Annotated in this window: 18 protein-coding genes and 3 pseudogenes; 4 read left to right on the top strand and 17 right to left on the bottom strand. The window is 59.9% G+C overall.

Going from position 1 to position 19,484, the window contains the following annotated elements:
• The first annotated feature begins 10 nt into the window (after positions 1–10).
• Positions 11–751: an IS21-like element helper ATPase IstB gene (gene istB, locus CA833_RS03265; RefSeq protein WP_207079235.1), complete on the top strand. Its 741-nt coding sequence runs from the start codon at positions 11–13 to the stop codon at positions 749–751.
• Between the two features lie 82 nt (positions 752–833).
• Here istB and CA833_RS03260 read toward each other — a convergent pair whose 3' ends face one another.
• From CA833_RS03260 to CA833_RS03235, 6 genes are all read right to left on the bottom strand, one after another.
• The gene (locus CA833_RS03260) at positions 834–1,223 is read right to left on the bottom strand and encodes a helix-turn-helix domain-containing protein (protein WP_207079234.1); all 390 of its coding nucleotides are present in this window, start codon (positions 1,221–1,223) and stop codon (positions 834–836) included.
• 258 nt (positions 1,224–1,481) lie between these two features.
• A complete protein-coding gene (locus tag CA833_RS03255) occupies positions 1,482–1,778 on the bottom strand; it encodes a hypothetical protein (RefSeq protein WP_207079233.1) in 297 nt (98 codons plus the stop codon).
• A complete protein-coding gene (locus CA833_RS03250) occupies positions 1,778–3,388 on the bottom strand; it encodes an IS66 family transposase (RefSeq protein ID WP_207079232.1) in 1,611 nt (536 codons plus the stop codon). The genes CA833_RS03255 and CA833_RS03250 overlap by 1 nt, the downstream gene beginning before the upstream one ends.
• A gap of 62 nt (positions 3,389–3,450) precedes the next feature.
• Positions 3,451–3,777 carry an IS66 family insertion sequence element accessory protein TnpB gene (gene tnpB / locus CA833_RS03245; RefSeq protein WP_348635608.1) on the bottom strand — a complete coding sequence of 109 codons (327 nt, stop codon included), beginning with the start codon at positions 3,775–3,777 and terminating at the stop codon, positions 3,451–3,453.
• Positions 3,778–3,794: 17 nt separating this feature from the next.
• Entirely contained in the window at positions 3,795–4,169 is a 375-nt protein-coding gene (locus tag CA833_RS27270; RefSeq protein ID WP_370584539.1) for a transposase, read from the bottom strand.
• A 227-nt stretch (positions 4,170–4,396) separates the two neighbouring features.
• Positions 4,397–5,516 (bottom strand): IS3 family transposase gene (locus tag CA833_RS03235; protein WP_370584538.1). Its coding sequence is split into 2 segments (ribosomal slippage): positions 4,397–5,260 and positions 5,262–5,516, totalling 1,119 coding nucleotides; the frame shifts between segments, so codons are not numbered across the junction.
• Between the two features lie 87 nt (positions 5,517–5,603).
• On the opposite strand from CA833_RS03235, the pseudogene CA833_RS03230 reads away from it, so the two are divergent.
• A pseudogene (locus CA833_RS03230) lies at positions 5,604–5,762 on the top strand (ATP-binding protein); the annotation flags it as partial.
• A 117-nt stretch (positions 5,763–5,879) separates the two neighbouring features.
• On the opposite strand, the gene CA833_RS03225 reads toward CA833_RS03230, so the two are convergent.
• From CA833_RS03225 to CA833_RS03205, 5 genes are all read right to left on the bottom strand, one after another.
• Positions 5,880–7,076 carry a glycosyltransferase family 4 protein gene (locus tag CA833_RS03225; protein WP_207079230.1) on the bottom strand — a complete coding sequence of 399 codons (1,197 nt, stop codon included), beginning with the start codon at positions 7,074–7,076 and terminating at the stop codon, positions 5,880–5,882.
• A gap of 71 nt (positions 7,077–7,147) precedes the next feature.
• Positions 7,148–8,872 (bottom strand): oligosaccharide flippase family protein, encoded by a 1,725-nt coding sequence (locus tag CA833_RS03220; RefSeq protein ID WP_207079229.1) that lies wholly within the window; start codon positions 8,870–8,872, stop codon positions 7,148–7,150.
• The gene (locus CA833_RS03215; protein ID WP_207079228.1) at positions 8,873–10,045 is read right to left on the bottom strand and encodes a glycosyltransferase; all 1,173 of its coding nucleotides are present in this window, start codon (positions 10,043–10,045) and stop codon (positions 8,873–8,875) included.
• Positions 10,046–10,335: 290 nt separating this feature from the next.
• On the bottom strand, positions 10,336–11,481 hold the full coding sequence (locus tag CA833_RS03210) for a glycosyltransferase (protein WP_242526359.1): 1,146 nt from the start codon (positions 11,479–11,481) through the stop codon (positions 10,336–10,338).
• A gap of 88 nt (positions 11,482–11,569) precedes the next feature.
• Positions 11,570–12,736 (bottom strand): nucleotide sugar dehydrogenase, encoded by a 1,167-nt coding sequence (locus CA833_RS03205; protein WP_207079226.1) that lies wholly within the window; start codon positions 12,734–12,736, stop codon positions 11,570–11,572.
• Positions 12,737–13,214: 478 nt separating this feature from the next.
• Here CA833_RS03205 and CA833_RS03200 point away from each other — a divergent pair.
• A pseudogene (locus CA833_RS03200) lies at positions 13,215–13,639 on the top strand (IS5 family transposase); the annotation flags it as partial.
• Positions 13,640–13,673: 34 nt separating this feature from the next.
• On the opposite strand, the gene CA833_RS03195 reads toward CA833_RS03200, so the two are convergent.
• On the bottom strand, positions 13,674–14,267 hold the full coding sequence (locus tag CA833_RS03195) for a plasmid pRiA4b ORF-3 family protein (protein ID WP_242526243.1): 594 nt from the start codon (positions 14,265–14,267) through the stop codon (positions 13,674–13,676).
• Positions 14,264–14,473, bottom strand: coding sequence for a transposase domain-containing protein (locus CA833_RS03190; protein WP_207079225.1), 210 nt, complete (start codon positions 14,471–14,473; stop codon positions 14,264–14,266). The genes CA833_RS03195 and CA833_RS03190 overlap by 4 nt, the downstream gene beginning before the upstream one ends.
• Positions 14,474–14,487: 14 nt before the next feature.
• Here CA833_RS03190 and CA833_RS03185 point away from each other — a divergent pair.
• Positions 14,488–14,676 (top strand): annotated as a pseudogene (locus CA833_RS03185) (IS5/IS1182 family transposase); the annotation flags it as partial.
• 74 nt (positions 14,677–14,750) lie between these two features.
• On the opposite strand, the gene CA833_RS03180 reads toward CA833_RS03185, so the two are convergent.
• The 4 genes from CA833_RS03180 to otsB all read right to left on the bottom strand — a co-directional run bounded on the left by CA833_RS03180 (position 14,751) and on the right by otsB (position 19,338).
• Positions 14,751–15,023: a hypothetical protein gene (locus CA833_RS03180; RefSeq protein ID WP_207079224.1), complete on the bottom strand. Its 273-nt coding sequence runs from the start codon at positions 15,021–15,023 to the stop codon at positions 14,751–14,753.
• A gap of 184 nt (positions 15,024–15,207) precedes the next feature.
• Positions 15,208–16,686 carry an alpha,alpha-trehalose-phosphate synthase (UDP-forming) gene (gene otsA, locus CA833_RS03175; protein WP_207079223.1) on the bottom strand — a complete coding sequence of 493 codons (1,479 nt, stop codon included), beginning with the start codon at positions 16,684–16,686 and terminating at the stop codon, positions 15,208–15,210.
• Positions 16,687–16,774: 88 nt separating this feature from the next.
• Positions 16,775–18,589 (bottom strand): glycoside hydrolase family 15 protein, encoded by a 1,815-nt coding sequence (locus tag CA833_RS03170; RefSeq protein WP_207079222.1) that lies wholly within the window; start codon positions 18,587–18,589, stop codon positions 16,775–16,777.
• Positions 18,586–19,338, bottom strand: a complete 753-nt coding sequence (otsB, locus tag CA833_RS03165) for a trehalose-phosphatase (RefSeq protein WP_242526242.1) — start codon at positions 19,336–19,338, stop codon at positions 18,586–18,588. Before otsB ends, CA833_RS03170 begins: the two co-directional genes overlap by 4 nt.
• Positions 19,339–19,484: the final 146 nt, after the last annotated feature.

Raw genomic sequence — 19,484 nt, 5'->3', positions numbered from 1 at the left:
GGACCTGTGAATGCTGAAACACCCGACACTTGAGCAGCTTAACCAGCTCGGTCTGACCGGTATGGCCCATGCGTTCGCCGAACTGGAGAGCAACGGCGATGCCGCCAGCCTCAGTCACGGCGAATGGCTGGCCCTGCTGCTCGATCACGAAGCGACCTGGCGCAACGACCGGCGTCTTGCCCTCCGCCTGCGTCATGCCAAGCTGCGCCACCATGCCGTGCCCGAGGACGTCGATTATCGCGCCGTGCGCGGCCTCGACCGGCGCCTCTTCGATATGCTGCTCAAGGGCGACTGGATCGCTGCCCATGAGAACTGCGCGATCATCGGGCCAGCGGGGGTCGGCAAGAGCTGGCTCGCCTGCGCCATCGGCCACAAGGCATGCCGCGACAATCGCTCGGTCCTCTATACTCGGCTGCCGCGGCTGATCGACGACCTCTCGCTCGCCAAGGGCGATGGTCGCATCGCCGCGCGTATGAAGAGCCTCGCCAGGGTAGACGTCCTCATCCTCGATGACTGGGGCCTCGAACCGCTCGACGGCAACGCTCGCCACCACCTGCTCGAAATCCTCGAAGACCGCTACGGACGCAAATCGACGATGGTCACCAGCCAACTCCCCGTGGCCCGCTGGTTCGACCTGATCGGCGATCCGACCTACGCCGATGCCATCCTCGATCGCCTCGTTCACAACGCCCACCGGCTCGAACTCACCGGCGAATCCATGCGTCGTCATCACGCCGCAGCCGCGGCTTGACCGCGACACAAACACGATGACATCATCACACAACGATCAGGTGCTTCACCTGCGCGCGATCAAATCGGAACGCTGCGCGGCATCAGATCGGAATATATGCGCGCGATCCTCGGAATCCGCAGACGAGGTCGATGATCCGCCAGCGAACCACACCATGAACAGCAGGAATAGGGCCCGCTTCGATGGTTTCGGCCAGCGCGCGTCGATGGCAGTCGTCGAGGATGGTATCCGGCCCCGGCGCCCTGCGGGTTTCGAGACCATCAGGGCCATACGCGTTGAAGCGCAGCACCCAGTCCCTGACAATCTGCAGCGTGACCCCGCCGACCTTGGCGGCCTCGCTTCGGCTGCCGCCGTCTAGGATCGTCGCAATCGCAAGCAGACGGCGAACTTGGTCTGCATCCTTGGCGCGGCGAGCAAAGGCCCGAACCTGCGCAGAACTGAAATCACCTCGAAGTCTGACCGGCGCTGCCATCGCAAAACTCCAACCGTTTGCGATGGTGAATCACGTCATGCCCCGGCCGCATACCCTCCGTGAGTCAGATTCCACAGGTTTTGGTATCATACTTCCCTCGTGAGCCTTCACGCCGCCATCATGCCGAAATCAGGCGGTTCTTCGAGGTGTCCAACTGCCACACGTTTTCTACGGGGTTGAGTTCGGGGCACTTGGGCGGCAGCGGCAGGAGGGTGATATAGAAGTGGCCCAGCTCGTCTGAACGTAACCGTCCGATTGTTACCGCGGTGGTTGGGCCTTGAAGCGAGTGGCGAGTTCGGGATCGTCAACGAAGTCATCGAGGAAGCCGTGCCAGGTCTGGGTGGTGCGGCGTGCTTCTCGAAGCATATCTGACAGTTCGTCGACGCCGTCGTCGGTGAGCGCCGTAATGGTCTCATCGGGGCCAGTGTAAACGCTGATGATGCTGCCGTATGTCAGATTGTCGCCGCTCCGGATGATGGCTTGCAACAGCTCCACGTCCTCGCCGAGCATTTCGGCAGCATAGGCCAGTGTGTGCACATGGGTGATCGTGGCCATCAGGCTACCTCTGCCAACGGTACCAAGGGCACCCATTTCCAAGGCAGCAATTCCTCGATCCGGTTGATCTTGTGATCATGGATACGGCCGAGCACGTCGGCGAGATAAGCCTGCGGATCAAGACCGTTCATCTTGGAACTTTCAATAAGCGTCATGGCTCGCGCCAGTGTTTCAGCGCCTGCTTCGGAGCCGGCGAATAGCCAGTTGCGTCTTCCTAGACCAATAGGTCTGACGGCTCGCTCAGCGGCATTGTTATCGATGGCGACGCGCCCGTCCTCGGTGAACAATGAGAAGGCTTGCCAGCGACCCAAGCCGTAACGAATAGCGCTGGCCAAGTCGCCCTTGACGGGAATGCGGGTGAGTTGCTGCTCGGCCCAGGCGCGCAACGCCTCGAGTTTGGGTTTGCTATGCTCCTGGCGGACGGCACGCCGAACATCGGCAGGTTTCCCGACAATTTCGCGTTCAATGTCGTACAGCTGGCCGATGCGATCGAGGGCTTCTCGCGCTATCGGGGATTTGTTCGCTTTCCAGATGTCGTGGAAGTCACGCCGCCAATGGGCGAAGCAGGCAGCTTCCCGGAAGCGCGGTTCGCCGTCCGCGCCGGGCTCATAGAGCTTCGCATATCCCTTATAGGCGTCGGCCTGGAGAATGCCGCTCGCATTGCAAAGGTGGCTTTGCACGTGCTCCGCCTTCCAGTTGGGGGCAAAGCGATAGACCACACCCGGCGGTGCCGGCCCGTTCCACGGGCGCTGATCGCAGACATAACCCCAGATCCTGCCTTGCTTCACGCCCTTGCCGAGCCCCTTGGCCCGCCTTGTGTGATCCAGCACCTGGATCGGTGTATCATCGGCGTGGATGACGGTGCTGGCAAGGACCGATGCCTCAATACGCTCGATCAAGGGCTGCAGGCTTCGCATCGCCTTGCCGCACCAGTCAGCCAGCGTGCTGCGGGGAATGTCAGCGCCCATGCGGGCAAGGATTTCGTTCTGCCGGTACAGCGGCAAGTGATCGTCGAACTTTGAGACGAGCACGTAGGCAAGCAGGCTGCTTCCGGCCATGCTGCCGGGGATCGGGCGGCTCGGAGCCGGCACCTGCACCATTTTCTCACAGCCGCGGCAGGACTTCTTCGGCCGCGCGACCTCGATCACCTTCAGCTTGGCGGTAATCATTTCGATGATTTCGCTTACGTCCTCGCCGACGAGGCGTAACTGGCCCCCGCAATCGGGACAAGCGCTGCCCGGGTCGAGTTCTTTTCGCTCGCGCGGGGTGTCAGGCGCAACGCGCGGGCGCCGGGCCATGGCCCGTGCACTGTCTACGTGCGCAGTGGCCTCATCCTCTTCGACATCACTCGGCGAAGCGACGGTTTGTGCCGCGGCGACCAGAATGTCCTCTAGGGCCAGTTCCAGCTGCTCGATCTCGCGTTCGATCTTTTCCGAGGATTTGCCGAAGGCCTGTTTCTTCAGTTTGGCAATGCGCAGACGCAGGGCCTGAACCACCAGATCATGTGCACGGACCGTTGCCGCCAGCTTCGCGTTTTCCGCCTGCAAGTCGGCGATTATCGCCTTCAGCAAAGCTGGGTCTTCGGGAAGATTTTGCGCCGCGCTCAGCATGATCCTGCTTACCAGCCAGGGGCAGGAATATCCATGAAAACAGGTAGATTCAGGAACAAAAATCAGCCCACATGGGCAGGCGGCGCGCCCCAATTTGGGCGCCTCCAGTCGATGCCTTCCCAAAGCATCGCGAGTTGTGCCGACGTCAGCCGCGCCGTCCCGTCTGCAGCGGAAGGCCAAGGAAAACGGCCACGCTGCAAGACCTTGTAGTACAGGCAAAATCCCTGCCCATCCCAGTACAGGAGCTTCACCCTGTCGCCGCGACGTCCTCGAAAAGCGAACACCGCGCCGCTTGTCGGTTTCTGTCGCAGCACCGTCTGGGCCAGCTGACCAAGACCAGAGATGCCTTTGCGCATGTCAGTGACGCCGCAGGCCAAGTAAACCCGCACGCCAGTTCCCGGCCCTATCACGCCGCCTCCACGCAGCGGATGAGCCGTGCCAGGGAGATGACCTCGATGTCGCTTCCAAAGCGCAAAGTCCGGCCTTTCGTCAGGCGCAGCTCAACCATGGACGTCGCGTCTGGGCCAGGGTCGTAAGCAACTTCAGGGGCTCGAACGGCAGGCAAGTCCAGGGGGAGAAAGACAGGTTCGGGGGCGGCTCCCAAGAGCCCGCGTTTCTTCAAATCATACCGCCAAGTATAAATCTGCTGTCGGGTTACATCGTGGCGCTGCGCCACCTCTGTCAGTGTAGCGCCATTCACGCCAACGGCACCAATGATCTCCAGCCGCTGCTGATCCGTCCACCGGCGCCGACGTTCCTGACCCAGTATCTCCACCCTCATCGCAATCCCCGATCAAGAGACGTCGTTAGCGACGTCGCTATGACCGTCTCTTAAGAGATTATCGCGCCATCAGGCAGGCGGTCCCAATCGGACGGTTACGTCTGAACAGCCTTTGACGTTTGATAAGTGGATCGTCTGCGGGTTGGTTGTTCAAGTTGCCGCCTGCGGGGCGTCATGGAGGTCGGGCGTAGCCCGGCCGGAGTGACGCCCCGCAAGTCGCGACCAATTCACGCTGCCACGGCCTGTGGCAGATTGTCAAAGTAGGTTTGATCGGGCGGACGCCCACCGAGGCTCGAGTGAGGTCTCCGGGCGTTATAGAAGCCCAGATATCGGCCGATCGCGTTGCGCGCTTCGCTGACCGAAGCGTAGGCGTGCAGGTAGACTTCTTCGTACTTCACCGAGCGCCACAGCCGCTCGACCACGACATTGTCGCGCCAGGCGCCGCGGCCGTCCATGCTAATCGCGATACCCTCGCGCCGGAGCACGCCGGCGAAGGCCTGGCTCGTGAATTGGCTCCCCTGATCCGTATTGAAAATCTCCGGCTTGCCATAGCGCGCCAGGGCTTCCTCGAGCGCTTCCACGCAGAAGTCGGCCTCCAGCGTGATCGAAATCCGATGGCTGAGAACCTTGCGGCTGAACCAGTCGACGATAGCTACGAGATAAACGAAGCCCCGCGCCATGGGGATGTAACTGATGTCTGTCGCCCAGACTTGATTGGGCCTCACGATCGGAAGCTTGCGCAGGAGATAGGGGTAGATCTTGTGTCCTGGCGCCGGCTTCGAGGTGCTGGGACGGCGATAGACCGCCTCGATCGCCATCTTCTTCATCAGGCTCGCGACATGGCAGCGGCCGATCTCGATACCCTCCTGGCGCAGGAAATCACGTAGCATTCGGCTTCCCGCGAACGGAAACTCCAGGTGCAACGCGTCGATGCGCCGCATGATCGCGAGATTCTCCGACGAAACCGGCCGGGGCAGATAATAGACACTGCCCCGGCTGATCCCCAGTTCCTTCGCCTGACGCTTCACCGGTAAGGTGTGCGTTCGGTCGATCATCGCTTTGTCCTGCCTTGCCGAGCGCGCCTTCCAAAAAATCATTCGCCAACGTCAGCTCGCCTATCTTGGCATGCAGCGTCTTCACGTCGACGGCGGGCTCGTCCGAGGACTTCTCCGACCCGAATACGCCGGCCGCTCCTTCGAGCAACTGCGTGCGCCACGTCGTGATCTGGTTGGGATGCAAGTCATAGTCCTGCGCCAGCTCTGCCAGCGTCCCCTCGCCCTTGATCGCGGCAAGCGCTACCTTCGCCTTGAATGCCGGGCTGTGGTTGCGCCGGGGTCGTCTGCTCATTCTCTGCTCCTGTCTTGCAGCCTTCCTGGCTGCTATCAGGCAGAAAATCCAATTATCTCAGTGTGCAGATTCTCCAGGCCACCTCTGTGGCACGAAATGATCGGTGCTCCGACGATCGCTGACGCCATTCTCGACCGCCTCGTACACAATGCCCACCGCATAACGCTCGAAGGCGACAGCATGCGCAAAACCCGCGCAGCGCCCCTCTTGACCGACACCGAGAAAGCCGAAATCATAACAGCCTGAACCTCAACAAGGCACCTACGACCAAACTGCGCCAGCTGTCCGGGATTTAGCGAAACGCTTGTCCGCGATTTTGTGAAACGGCTGTCCCGAACTTCTGAAATACGCAATTTCATGCCGTCAGACGCCCCGAGTCTTTCGAGATGTCCAGTTGCCAGCAACATCTATGGCTCTTCGGAAACAATCCTCGTAGCACGTGGTGGCGTGAGCCAAGGAATAGCGGAATGGTAGTCTTGAGCCTCGGTCGGCCGTGCCGAACGGGGGTAGGCTGGACAGGATCGCTTGGGCCACGCCATTGGCATCGTCGGGATCGACCAGCCACGTGTCGAGTTCGGCAATGGCGAGATGGCGCGAGAGAATGCAGGGCAGGCCGGTTGCCGCCGCTTCCAGCGGACCGAGGGCGAGGCCCTCACGCCGTTTCGAGGTAAACAAGAACACATCACCGGCGCTCAACATGCGAGGCAGGGTTTGACGGTCAACAGGTCCGACAAAATGCACTGCTCTAGCGATGCCAAGTTGTGCCGCATGTTCGCGCAGTCGCGCCTCGGCGGGGCCAGCACCAGCGATGATATAGACGAGGTTAGGGCGGGTTTGGCGCGCGCGCGCGAATCCGCTCAGCGATTCCGCGAGCCCCTTCTGGACGTGCAGGCGGCATGCAGAGACCACCGCCGGCGCGTTCAAGTCAATGTCTAGCTCTGTCCGGACTGCGGTCCGTGCCGCAGCATCGAAGGTGAAGCGCCGTTCGTCGATGCCGTTCGCCACCACCGTCACTGGTGTGTCGCCGAGCAACCAGCGAGTGGGCGGAGCGCGCAGCACGTCTTCGACCGCCGGGCCGACCGCTATGATCTCGTCGAAATGGCGAAGGGCTCGGTCCCGCGCTAGATCGAGTAGGTTCTTGGGTGCCTTGAGCCATGACACTGGGGAGGGAACGCTGAGCTTTGATATTAACTCGCCCCACGCTTGGCCGTGCGACTGCATCAGAACCGGCGGGCTATCGCGGTGGCGGCGTGTGAAGGCGATGGCATAGGCACCCATGCCGATGCTTAGGACGAGATCGACGCTATTGCGATATTCGGTTTCGAACAGATGCGCAGTCTGTCGCCAATAGGCGGCAGAGTAGCGACCTGATCGGATGTCCATCGTACGGATACGTACGCCGTCGCGTTTGCAGCGTTCGGGCAGGGCTGCAGTTTGGGTGGTAAGGATTTCCACGTCATGTCCACGTTCCGCGAGAGAGCGCGCCAAATCCCAGGCGACCGCCTCCATGCCGCCGACATGGTGGAAGGGCAATGAGCGGGTGAGGAACAGCAGGCGCATCTGACGTGTGGCTTCCTTATGCCATTTGGTGGTTATGGCCGCATCCGATATATATATGCTCTGGTTGCGCATCATGCTTCGGCACTTGATCGTACAAGTTTGGCGGGTGCCCCGACATAGGTACCTGGTTCGGTGATCGATCGGCTTACCACCGAATTCGCGCCGATCTTCACATCGTTGCAGATGGTCAGTCCGGAATGGAATGGCGTGACAATGACGGTGCCAGCACCGATTACGACGCGATCGCCGATCACCAGGCGTGAAGGGGCCTGAGGCGAATCCGAAACGGAGAGAGTGACGCCGTGCCAGATCATCACATCCTCGCCGATCGTCACGTTAGGATGAACAACGATGTTCATCGCCCAATGCCCGAGTTCGGGTTTACCGCGCAGAACCGCCTCAGGCGGCAGCACGGCGCGGAAGATGAAGAACAAATAGGCTTTGATGATGCGCGCGCTCCGAGGCTTGCCGTTCTGGTAGAGCTTGGTCGACAACAACCACAGTCGCGGCGGATCAAACAACATGATTGGCTTCGGCATCCGCGCCAGGCGCGGATCGCTTGGCTGGGCACGCTTGGGGCGGCGTAGTGGGAGCAGTCCCGCGAATAACACCGAAACTGCAAGCGCTGCGACTTGCGAGCAGACACTGATCCACGCCGCCGTCAGTGCCGTCATCTGGTGCCACAGCAGCCAGAATAGAACCGCGGTAAGGAAAGCGGCCGCGGCCTGCCCGGACGAGCCGCGGCCGGGCAGGCCGCGGCCGGTCAGATAGGATGCCACGACATTCGCCCAATAACTGACGAACGTGCCGAGCAGTAGGATACGTATCAACCCGATCGCAGGACCAAAATCCGCCCCGAACACGATCGGCATGACATAGGGCAGCGAAATCGAGATCGTGAGAATCAGCACGAGTTGCCCGATGCCACCGATCAGCACGTGTTTGGCGATCTTCCAGACACTCCAGCCTGCGCTGGCCTCGGCGAGAACGTTGCGTGCGGCGACCAGGGTCAGTATCGTGGAAATCTCCGCGACGGCCACCGCAACCGAATAATAACCAAGCTCGGCCACCGGCACTACTGCTGGCATGAGCGCCTGATCGAGGCGGGCGCTCATAGCATTGGCGATGGTGCCGAAGCTGGAAAGCAGCGAATATTTTAGGAACGCCTGCGAAGTGAAAGTGATCACCTCTTTCGGTTCGGTCGTTTTCTCATTGCGCGGCAGGCGCAGCATTAGCGCTGCGCACAGCCCCGGAAGCATATAGGCACTGGCGAAGATCGTTACTGATTGGACCCCGGCGAGCCACAGCCCGATGATGATCACCACGCGTACGCCCGCGATCAGCACCCGCTCAAGATCCAGCGTAAAATATTGTCGGAGCCCTTGGACATGGGCGCGCCGGATCGAGATTAGCGCATTAGGTAGGAACAGCGCCCAGATCGCCAGCATCGTGATGCGATTGATGCCAATTTCTCCAGCTAACCTCGCTGAATAGGCAATGAGAATGGCACCGACAAGCAACGTCATCACTGCTGCGATCTTCAAGGCGGAACGGATTATCTGCTCAGCAGGCCCGCTGCGCGCTATGTAATAGGTGACGGCCGAGGGCACACCAACCGCTGCGACAGCGCTTGCCAGCGCCAACGGTTGTAGGATTGCAGCGAGTTGACCTCGTCCCTGTGGGCCGAGCGCGTGGGCCAGAATCGGCGCGGTGATGATACCGGCCGCTGGCAGTGCGGCATAAGCGGTCCAGCTCCGCACCAGCGCGAGGACGTCACGACCACCCTTGGTAACCATTCAGCCGATTTCCTTGTCAACAGCCAGCAGATTACAGATCTGCTCCAGCCGTGCGGTCCAACTGTTACCGCTGAAATCGCCATCGAGCATGGGCTGGGCGCCGGTGCAGATCGCGGCAACCAAGTCGGCGAAATCGGACTGCGCCACTACGTTCAGGTCGGGGATAGATTTGTCAACCAGACTAGGCAAGGGGGTCGCTACTACAGGGAGCCCGGCGCCAAGATACTCATAGACCTTCATCGGGAAAACGCCCGTCGTATAATCGTTGACGTGATAGGGGATGATGCCCATCCAACTCCGTCCCAACTCGGCTGCCAGCGCCTCTTGCGAGAGCACGCCAAGATATTCAACTAGCGGAGATTGTAGCAGTCGGTCGAGCGCTGCATCGCGCCGGGTGCCGTCGATACCGGAGGGGCCGGCTAGCGCGAGTCGCACGCCCTTGGCGACTATCGCCTCTAGGAGTTTAAAATCGACCTTGCCTGGCGTGAGGTTGCCGACGAAGATTGCTCTCCGCTCGCGCACTACGGAACGAGCTTGAACGAACAACTCAATATCAGCGACATTCTCCCACAGCAGAGGCTGTGCGCCCTGAGTACAGAGATGTTCGGCGACACCTTTGCTTGATGCGATAACCGCGTCGGCGCGGGAGATCAATTGGCGTTCACCATTGAGCAGCGCCTGTTCTGGAATGCCAGGGATAGTGTGGAGCAAATCGACCGAGTGATAAACCACCTTCGCAGCGCGATCCTCAAGCCCGTAGGTGAGCGGCGAGAAACTCCATAGCGCATAGCGTTCGGGCAGGCGCGGCAGAATGCTGCGAGCGATCAGGCGGTGGTTGAATGCCCGGACGGTTCCGAAAGCGTGGAAAGGAATGACGAGCGGCGCGTACAGGCGAATTTTCTCAACCCCTGCCCGAGGCGGGATGATCTGATTTTCAATCAATTTTTGAGAACTGAAAATGGCGCTCACCCGCTTAAGCACGCGTTTCAAATCTTTGGCACTGATGCTAGGTGAGCGGAGTCCGAGAGACTCAATATAATGGACGTCTCGTTCGGCAGCTAAGCGGCTGGCGATATGCTGCTTATTGGTCCAAATTGGCGCAGCTATGTCAGCAGTGGATAGGATAACCACTGGTAGTTTGGTATTGCCATTCGCTGCAGGAGATTCAGTCAAGCTATCGGCTCCAATATTGAGAAATTACCGGAATATACAATTTAGGTCGTAAACTCATAAACGGCGCCCCTTCGGGGTTTGCCCAAAATGGCCCAGCGCTGCGTCGGGAAGTCTTGAAATATCGACATATTCAAGCGCCTTCCCTCCTGCCGCTGCGCCATTTTGCCTCAAACCTTGATGGTGCCGTTTATGAGTTTACGACCTAGTATCATGATTGCCGAAAATTATTTCAATATCACTTGATTGAAAGTATCTTGCGACATTTAGGGTGGTTGTGTTCATGTAGAGGGTTATTTAATTATGGCCCTCTCGATGACCTCTGCTGCTTTTTTTGAAACAATATCGTTGTTGAATATGCTTAAAACCCTATTTCTGGCGCAAGTCGCTATGCGTGTTGAGAGTTTTTTATCTTCTAGTATTTTATTTAATCCGGAGGCAAGTGAATGTGAGTCATTGGGTTCTACTAACAGTGCTGAAACATTGTTAATAGACACATCGGTTACGCCGGTTGGGAGATTGCTGGCAACCACAGGCGTACCGACAATCATGGCTTCCAGTTGCGAAATCCCAAACGCTTCCGTAATCTCAGTGGAGGGAAACGCAAAAACATCCGCAGCCTTTAATATGGCCATTTTTTTTTCATGAGTTACGCGCCCTGTAAAAATTACGCGATCGGCAACGCCCAGTTCTGCCGCTGTTTTTTGCAGAAGTACAGTGCAGGGGCCATCGCCGGCCAGAATTAACCGCACATCGGGCAGTTGCGCTACAGCATGGAGTAGAATGTCTAGGCCTTTATAGCGCGCATGCCTTCCAACAAAAGCGATTAGTGGGCCGCCCCCTAGGGAATGGCGAAGCTCGCTAGCTTCGATTTCAATTTCCTTGGATAAGGCAAATCGCTTTACATCTAATCCTAGGGGAATTGACTCTATGGAGCAGTCAACTCGTAAATCCTCTGAAATTTTAGCATTCTTTAATGAAGTAACTATGACGGACTTTGAGTGTGAAACCAAAGTGTCATATAAGAATCTTGCAAAATACCGGAGTATTGGGCGGCCATATATATCCATATGGTGGGTTATAACTAAACGAGATTTACTTTTAAGTATTTTAAATCTTATAAAAAGAAATAAAGATCCCCAGACGTTGGGGGCGTGAAAGTGAATGACATCAGCCGGTTCTGTCAAGACTTTTGCTGCATACGATATGCTTACAGGCTGGGATTTCCACACAATTTGCGTCTTGCATCTAATAACCCTCACCCCATCTATTATTTCTACGCCATTGGATGCGTTGTGAGAAAATGATAATACGTTAACATTATTGGTTTCACTTAGTTTAGTTGATATATTTCGAATGTTGTCCTCTATTCCACCTTCAAATGGAAAGTAATACTTTCCTACAATAAGGCAGGTAGGGATATTTTTTTCTTTTTCCATAAATTTCACCACTTCAATTTAAAGTTGGTTGGTGATATTTTTCGTCATGAGGTATTTGTTCAATTTCATTGAATGTCTCGGGTTCTTATTAGTCTGATCCAAACAGGTCGCGCGTGAACACCTTGTTCTTCACGTCTTCGACTTCTGCAGTCATGCGGTTGGCGATGATCACGTCGCATTCGGCCTTAAAGGCACCTAGGTCACGCATCACCTTCGAGCCAAAGAAATCAGCTTGCGGCATGGCTGGTTCAAAAATTACAACCTCTATGCCCTTTGCTTTCAATCGCTTCATAATGCCCTGGATGGATGACTGGCGGAAATTATCCGAACCGGCCTTCATCACTAGGCGGAAGACGCCGACCTTGGTAGGCTTCTTGGCTATGATCTGATCGGCCAGAAAATCCTTGCGGGTGCGGTTGGCATCGACGATCGCGCGGATCAGGTTCTGCGGCACTTCCGAGTAGTTGGCGAGCAACTGCTTGGTGTCCTTGGGCAGGCAGTAGCCGCCATAGCCGAAGCTGGGATTGTTGTAGTGCGTGCCGATGCGCGGATCGAGGCCGATGCCGTCGATGATCTGGCGCGTGTCCATGCCGCCGGCAATCGCGTAGCTGTCCAACTCGTTGAAGAAGGCGACCCGCATTGCGAGGTAGGTGTTGGCGAAAAGCTTGATCGCTTCGGCTTCGCGGGCGTCGGTGAAGAGTACATCGACGTCCTTTTTCACTGCGCCCTGCAGCAGCAGATTGGCGAACGTGCGTGCCCGCTCGGAGCGTTCGCCCACGATGATGCGCGAGGGGTGGAGGTTGTCGTGCAGTGCCCGGCCTTCGCGGAGGAATTCGGGGCTGAAGATGACCTGATCGGTGCCGTAGCGTGCCCGTGCCTCGTCCACGAAGCCGACCGGGATGGTGGACTTGATGACGATTGTGGCGTCCCGGTTCACGGCGATGGCGGCGCGGATGACTGCTTCCACTGACGAGGTATCGAACTTGTTGGTGTCGACGTCGTAATTGGTCGGCGTGGCGACGATCACGAAATCGGCACCTGCCAGTGCGATTTCGGGATCGAGCGTGGCGGTCAGGTTTAGTTCGCGCTCGGCGAGGAAGGTTTCCAGTTCCGCGTCGACGATCGGCGACTGGCGTGCATTGAGCATGGCAACCCGTTCGGCGGTAATGTCGACGGCGGCGACTTCATTGTGCTGGGCAAGCAGTGCTGCGTTAGAAAGGCCGACATAGCCGAGGCCGAAAACCGCGATCTTCATTGGGGGATACTCGCGCAGATCGTTGACAAGTCAGGCAGGGGCCTTTGGAGCATGCCAAAGAAACCCGACGCCCGGTGGTACGGAAAGCGTGATCCGCCGCCGTTTCCGGGTTTCGGTCTTCGTGGGTGTGCCGCAGACCTCGCATGTTAGGGGTCTATTCGGCATTGCAGCATGATCCGTCAATGCCTTAATCGGCGATCCGCCTGCGGATGCGGCTCATACGCAATAGGCAAGCGACGAATGGAAGTTCTCGTGGGACCAGTATCCGCAAGTACTTGCGCGTAAATTCACGAACGTGGGAATTTTGATCGCCGAAAATCCGTTGCGTATCAATTCATCGGCCAGCATTCTCTTTAGCGGGTCGCTGCCGTGAAATTCGCAGAAGAGCGAATTTCACGGCAGCGACCCGCTAAAGGGGCTTTGTTGCGCAAATACCCAAGGGATTCCGTTGGTGAATCCATGAGGTTACGGGGCAGCGATGAGTAAACCACTCCGCGCCCGTTACCGCGCGACAAACTGGAAGTCCTACAACGCAGCGCTGGCGCAAAGAGGGTCGCTTCAAGTCTGGTTTGATCCCGGGATGCAGTGGCTTGCCCCACCCACCGGCAAGCGTGGGCGCCAGCCTGTCTTCTCGGATGCGGCGATCCAGGCCTGCCTGACGTTGAAGGGAGTGTTCAAGCTTGCCTTGCGCCAGACCACCGGCATGGTCGCAAGTCTTCTCGGGATGGCCGGGCTTGATTGGCCGGTGCCGGATTTCAGCACACTGAGCCGGAGGCAGAAGACCTTGCTTGTCGAGATCCCCTGCCAGCCCAGTTCCGGACCGTTGCACCTGCTGATCGACAGCACAGGCTCAAGGCCGTGGGTGACGGGGAATGGTGCAGGCGCAAGCATGGTCCTTCCAAAGTAAGCGCCGACGGAAGGCGGCGTTGACGTAGGGTTATTTGGGTTTCCGCGGGCGCGGCGCCCATTTCTTGGCGAGTACTGCGAAGCGAGCGTGGATCACCTCGATGTTAGGTTGAGTGTGGGGGTCATGGTCGTCGCCAAGAGCATCCAACGCCTCTTCATGGTATTCATGCGACGGATCGGTGAGAGCCTCCAGCTTCTCGGCATAGCCCCAAGGCCCTCCCGAGTCCTCCGGTGGGCGCATTCCGGTAGCTTCCAGTAGGCGCGGATAGCTGCCTTGCAGGTCAGGTGGAGCGATGCCGTGGATCCTGACGCTGTGCTCCCATCCGTCGCCAAAGTCGTAGAGGTACTGGAAGGTCTTGCCGCGCATTCCCTCCAACGCCTCAGCGAGGGTCGTCTTTCGGGCATCAAGTGGGCCACCAAAGCCGTAGGACGGGTCAGGGATACCGAAGCCCGTGCGCCCGAAGGTTAGCTCCCACAGATGGCTATCGGTCCATCCCCACGCTTCCTGGAAGGTAGTGTGCAAACGATCGAGCCGGATGCTGAGCGGTACTTCGATCATGCGGGTCACGGCGGGCGTCACGTCATCCAGAGTGATCGTCATGTGCACGACGAAGGCGTTGCTCAAGCAGCTTGCTCCAGGTTCAGGATCGCTTTTGCGGCCTGCCAGTTCCACGGCAAGAGTTCGTCGATCCGGTTGATCGGATGATTGCCGATACGCTCAATTACGTCGGTGAACCAGCCTTCGGGCTCAACACCGTTCAGGCGGCACGTTTCGGCAAGCGAGTAAAATAGCGCCGAGGCATCACCGCCCTTGGTGGACCCGACGAACATCCGTCCGTTCAAGCCGGCGGTTTGGCAGAGCAATCTGGAAACGATGGAGCGGCTATCACCAGCGCAGTCTGGTCGAGACAAAAATGCATTGCTTCAAGCTGCTGGGGGAACGCATCACCGCGCGAGACTTCGATCGCCAGGTCGCCGAACTGCAAATCCGCGCTGCCATCCTCAACCGATTCACCGCTCTAGGAAGGCTCTAAACTCAACGTGTCGCGTGACCGGCGCCTTCAAACGCCGACTGCCGCAATCCGACCGATTTGCGCAACAAAGCCCGCTAAAGGGCGTTGAAGTGATGCAGGATCCGGTCGCTCAATGGCTCCTTGAAGCGCACGGCCATCTGACCGGCCTCCTTGTGCCAAGCCGTGACTTCGATCGGACCTATCGCGCCGATCCACAGCGCACAGTCGCAATCGACCACGCTGGTTTCGCTGCCTGCCGTTTCGCCTTTTTCCGGTTCGATGTCGCAATCGACCTCGGTGAGTCCGGAAATGCGCACGGGCCTGGTCATGCCGGACCAGACGCATTCGCCGTACAAAATCTTGCCCATGGTTGTTCTCTTGACCCGGTGTGCCAGGTCTCTCTTTCATCATCCCATTACCAGCGGCGTGTCCCGCTGGCTCTCGCGAACTCGAAGGTCCGCGATCTCTCTGTAGACGTGTTAAAGGTCAGAACGACTTCAGGCGAGTATCAAAACGAAGATGACGGTGCTTTTCATGAGGAAAGAGCCCGTTTCAGGCGGCCGGCTCGTCCGCGGATCGTTTCGCCTGTTCACGCATTTGCGGCGCGGGAGGAGGCGATCCTTTGGTCTCTTCGCTCTTCCCATGCGGTATGGGGACCGTCCCGGAGAGCGCTTGCACGAATTCTGCGAGCCAGCGCAGTACGTCCTGTTCGCGGACCGACGCCAGTAGCGTGGCATGGCGTCGCTTGCGTTCTTCCAGTGGCATTTCCATCGCCTGCTTTATAGTTTCGCTCACGTGCTCGATCGAGTGCGGATTGACCAGCAGGGCGTCCTTGAGCTGGTGCGCGGCGCCGGCAAACTGGGAGAGGATCAGCACGCCGGGGTCTTCCGGATCCTGCGCCGCGATATATTCCTTGGCGACGAGGTTCATGCCGTCACGCAAGGGGGTGACCAGGCCGATCGCGGCGGCGCGGTAGAACCCGGCGAGCTCGTCGCGCGGGAAGCCCTGGTTGACGTAGCGGATCGGCACGAAGGCTACATCAGCGTGGGCGCCGTTGATGTGGCCGGTCTTGCGCTCGAGGTCCTCGCGGATCATCTGGTAGCTGGTGACGTCCTCGCGCGATGGCGGGGCGATCTGCAGCAGCACTGCCTTGGCCGCCTGGTCGGGGTTGTCGGCCAGGAAACGGGCAAAGGCCTCGAAACGCTCGCCCAGGCCCTTGGAATAGTCGAGCCGGTCGACCCCGATCAGGATCTTGCGGCCGCGCACGCTTTCCTTTAGGCGGTCGTGGGCCTGCCGGGCCTCGTCGCTGGCGGCAGCCGCGACGAATTCCTCGAAGTCGATGCCGATCGGGAAGGCGCGGGCGATCACCTTGCGTCCCTCGTAGTCGATCGAATTGTCGGGATTGACGGTGAGGCCCATTTCCTTCTGCACGTAGTGAAGGAAGCTCTCCAGCCATTCGGTGGTCTGGAAGCCGATCACGTCGAATTCGAGCATCGAGGCGACCAGCCGTTCGTGGAACGGCAGCGAGACCAGCAGGCGGGTCGGCGGCCAGGGGGTGTGCAGGAACAGCCCCATGCGGTTCTTCACGCCCTTCTGCCGCAAAAGCGAGCCGAGCGGCAGCAGATGGTAATCATGAACCCAGACGAGGTCTTCGTTCTCGATCAGGGGCAGCACCGAATCGGCAAAGCGCTCGTTGACCCGCTCGTAGCCTTCACCGAAGTTGCGGTCGTATTCGGTCAGGTCGATGCGGTAGTGGAACAGCGGCCAGAGCGTGCGGTTGGCATAGCCGTTGTAGTATTCCTCGATATCCTGCGGCTCGAGGTCGATGGTTGCGGTAGTCACCCCGTTGTTGCGCTGCATGTCGAGGTGTCCGGTGAATTCCTCGGTTTCCTGGCCGGACCAGCCGAACCAGATGCCGCCATGTTCGCGCAGCGCCGAATTGAGCGCCACGGCGAGCCCTCCTTGTGCACCGGCGGCCCCTGCCGCCTTGGGCACCGAGACCCGGTTCGAGATGACGATCAATCTACCCATTCAAATTCCCCTGTCGCGCGCCTCCCGGCGCGCTTTTGCAGGACCGGTTGTCCTTCGGGAATGCCTTGATGCTTTCCCGAAGGGACGTTCATCTCCAGTCCCGCCACGACCGGGACAGCTGCCCGGCACAGTTAATGATACCCACCAGCGAATAGGTCTGCGGAAAGTTCCCCCACAGTTCGCCGGTCTCGAAATCCATGTCCTCCGACAGCAGGCCCGATCGGGTGCGATGGGCCAGCATGGCCTGGAACAATCGGCGCGCTTCCTCGTCCTGCCCGGAACGGTGCAGGGCTTCGATCAGCCAGAAGGTGCAGATGTTGAAGGCCGTCTCGGGCAGGCCGAAATCGTCCTCGCTATCGTAGCGCAGCATGTGTTCGCCGCGTCTCAGTGCCTTCTGTACGGCGGCCAGGGTCGCCTTGAAGCGTGGATCGTCGGCGGCGACATAGCGCAATTCGACCATCTGCAGCAGGCTCGCGTCGAGTTGCTCGCCGCCGAAGGTGGCGGCGTAGTGGCCGCCGGCACCGTGATCCTCGAATTCCGGCGCTTCGACCTCGTGCCAGGCCTCGGTGTCGATGTGCTTGCGCACCGTGTCCGCACGTTCGCGCCAGAGTTCGGCGCGCTCGTGCAGGCCCAGGTGGTCGGCGGCATTGGCAAGCCGGTCGCAGGCCGCCCAGCTCATGACGCTGGAATAAGTATGGACTGCCGTGCGCGTACGCAGTTCCCACAGGCCTGCATCGGGCTGGTCGTGCATCTGCCAGGCCAGTTCGCCGACCTGCTCGAGCCCGGCAAAATCCTCGGCCGAGGCCATGCGCAGCAGGCGCTGGTCGGAAAAGGCCTGGATCGCGGGCAGGACGATCTGGCCGTAGCAATCGTTCTGCACCTGGTAGTAGGCGGCATTGCCCACGCGAACCGGGCCCATGCCGCGGTAGCCCGGCAGGTCGGGTGCTTCCCACTCGATGATCTCGCGGGCGCCGCTGACGGCATAGAGCGGCTGGATCGCGCCGCCTTCCGCATCGTCGACGATGTTGCGCAAATAGGCGAGGTACTTCTCCAGTACGTCCAGCGCGCCGAGGTGATTGAGTGCCTGAACAGTGTAGTAGGCGTCGCGGATCCAGCAGTAGCGATAGTCCCAGTTGCGCTGGCTGCCCGGCGCCTCGGGGATCGAGGTGGTGAGCGCGGCGACGATGGCGCCGGTTTCCTCGTGCTGGCACAGCTTCAGGGTGATCGCGGCGCGAATCACCGCGTCCTGCCAGTCGAGCGGCGTGGCAAGGCCGCGCACCCACAATCGCCAGTAATTGCCGGTGTGGTTGAGCATCGTCTCGAGCTGGCGCTCGACCTCGCCGTCGAAGGGCTCGTCCGGGCCGAGGAAGAAATGCAGGGCGGATTCGAGCCGGAAGAAACGCTCGTCGAGGATGTAGCCGACCGGGGCATTGGTCGTCAGGCGCAGGGTATTGCGCTCGACTAGGTAGCGGATGTGATTGGAGCCGCGCGTGATCGGTGCCAACTGCGAGCCGTAACCGCTCATCGGCGTCAGCACGCAGCGGATGCGCGGCGTTCCCGATACCGGTCGCACGATCCGGGCGAAGGCAACGGGGCGATAGGTTCGGCCAAGCCTTTCGTAGCGCGGGCAGAAATCGTAGACGTCGACCGCCCCGCCGGTCGCGTCCTCCAGCCGGGTGACGAGGATCGGGGTGTTACGCAGGTAGCCCTGGTGCACGGCCACCTGGTTTTCGAGTTCGAACCGCCAGGTGCCGCCGTCCTGCCCCTCGGGACCGCGCATCAGCGCGCAGAACGTGGGGTCGCCGTCGACGCGGGGGACGCAGCCCCAGACAAGCGCGCCGGCTTCGTCGATGAGGCCGGAGACCTGACAGTTGCCGATGGGCCAGAGTTCGAGCGTGCTCATGCCGGAGGTGTCTCCTTGGTCAGGACGGATGCGAGCCAGTGGTGGACGGAGGCGACGCCATCAAGGCGCCAGTGTGCGGCGGTCGGCCGCATCGGGCCAACCAGCACGCCGCTGCCACCGCACCGGGTGATCGCGCTGAAGGCGTCCTCGTCGGTCACGTCGTCGCCGAAAAACAGGGCTTGCGATCCCGCGAAGGGGGCGGTCTGCATGAAGCGGGTGACGGCGCTGCCCTTGTCGGAGCCCGGCATGGCCAACTCGATGACGCGCTTGCCATGCTTCAGCCTGAGGTTCAGGTCCGCGCTGATGTCGCCGGCAAGGGCAAGAAGGCGGTCGCGAGCCTCGGGGTGATGGCGGTAATGAACGGCGATCGAGTAGGGCTTGGGCTCAACCAGCAGCCCGCCGTTGTCTTGCGCGAAGGCCTCCAGGCGCTGGACTGCGGAAGCGGGCAGCGGGTCGGCAAGTGCCAGAGTGGCTTCGCCCGCAGGCCTGAATTCGCCGCCATGGGAGCCGGCCACCGAGACACTCAACGGGCCGAGCAGTGCTTCGAGGGCGGCGATCGAGCGCCCGGTGACGATGGCCAGCCTGCCGCCGAGCCGCGCGGCGATGGTGGCCAGCACGGCAGGCAGGTCGGGCGGGACGATGACGGCATCGGGGTGGTCGGCGATGTCGACTAGGGTTCCGTCGAAATCGAGAAACAGGGCAGGTGGAGGCGTCGTGCTTGCGCCTTGCTCGCCGGGCGCAAGGCGCAAGGGGGGCGGGGGCGGGAGATCGCGCAGGTTTGCGCCATGTTCCGCCGGAGGGATGGGGTCTCTCGGGCCGGTCATTGCGTTTACTCTGTCACGTTGCAGCGGCGAAGGCCACCCTTTGCCGGGAGGATGTGAGGCGGGGCATGGGA

Origin of the sequence: Novosphingobium sp. KA1, from assembly GCF_017309955.1 — a bacterium.
GTDB lineage: Bacteria > Pseudomonadota > Alphaproteobacteria > Sphingomonadales > Sphingomonadaceae > Novosphingobium.
Note: the sequence above shows the minus strand (reverse complement) of the source record. Positions and strands in the feature narration are given on the sequence as shown.

Coding starts and splice junctions, on each gene's coding strand:
- CA833_RS03210 (WP_242526359.1), bottom strand. CDS start 11,481: ATGGAAAAAGAAAAAAATATCCCTACCTGCCTTATTGTAGGAAAGTAT.
- CA833_RS03225 (WP_207079230.1), bottom strand. CDS start 7,076: ATGCGCCTGCTGTTCCTCACCCGCTCATTGCCCTTCCACCATGTCGGC.
- CA833_RS27270 (WP_370584539.1), bottom strand. CDS start 4,169: ATGAGGGTGGAGATACTGGGTCAGGAACGTCGGCGCCGGTGGACGGAT.
- CA833_RS03170 (WP_207079222.1), bottom strand. CDS start 18,589: ATGAGCACGCTCGAACTCTGGCCCATCGGCAACTGTCAGGTCTCCGGC.
- CA833_RS03250 (WP_207079232.1), bottom strand. CDS start 3,388: ATGCTGAGCGCGGCGCAAAATCTTCCCGAAGACCCAGCTTTGCTGAAG.
- istB (WP_207079235.1), top strand. CDS start 11: ATGCTGAAACACCCGACACTTGAGCAGCTTAACCAGCTCGGTCTGACC.
- CA833_RS03205 (WP_207079226.1), bottom strand. CDS start 12,736: ATGAAGATCGCGGTTTTCGGCCTCGGCTATGTCGGCCTTTCTAACGCA.
- CA833_RS03220 (WP_207079229.1), bottom strand. CDS start 8,872: ATGGTTACCAAGGGTGGTCGTGACGTCCTCGCGCTGGTGCGGAGCTGG.
- CA833_RS03260 (WP_207079234.1), bottom strand. CDS start 1,223: ATGGCAGCGCCGGTCAGACTTCGAGGTGATTTCAGTTCTGCGCAGGTT.
- CA833_RS03180 (WP_207079224.1), bottom strand. CDS start 15,023: ATGGGCAAGATTTTGTACGGCGAATGCGTCTGGTCCGGCATGACCAGG.
- CA833_RS03190 (WP_207079225.1), bottom strand. CDS start 14,473: ATGTTCGTCGGGTCCACCAAGGGCGGTGATGCCTCGGCGCTATTTTAC.
- otsA (WP_207079223.1), bottom strand. CDS start 16,686: ATGGGTAGATTGATCGTCATCTCGAACCGGGTCTCGGTGCCCAAGGCG.
- CA833_RS03255 (WP_207079233.1), bottom strand. CDS start 1,778: ATGGCCACGATCACCCATGTGCACACACTGGCCTATGCTGCCGAAATG.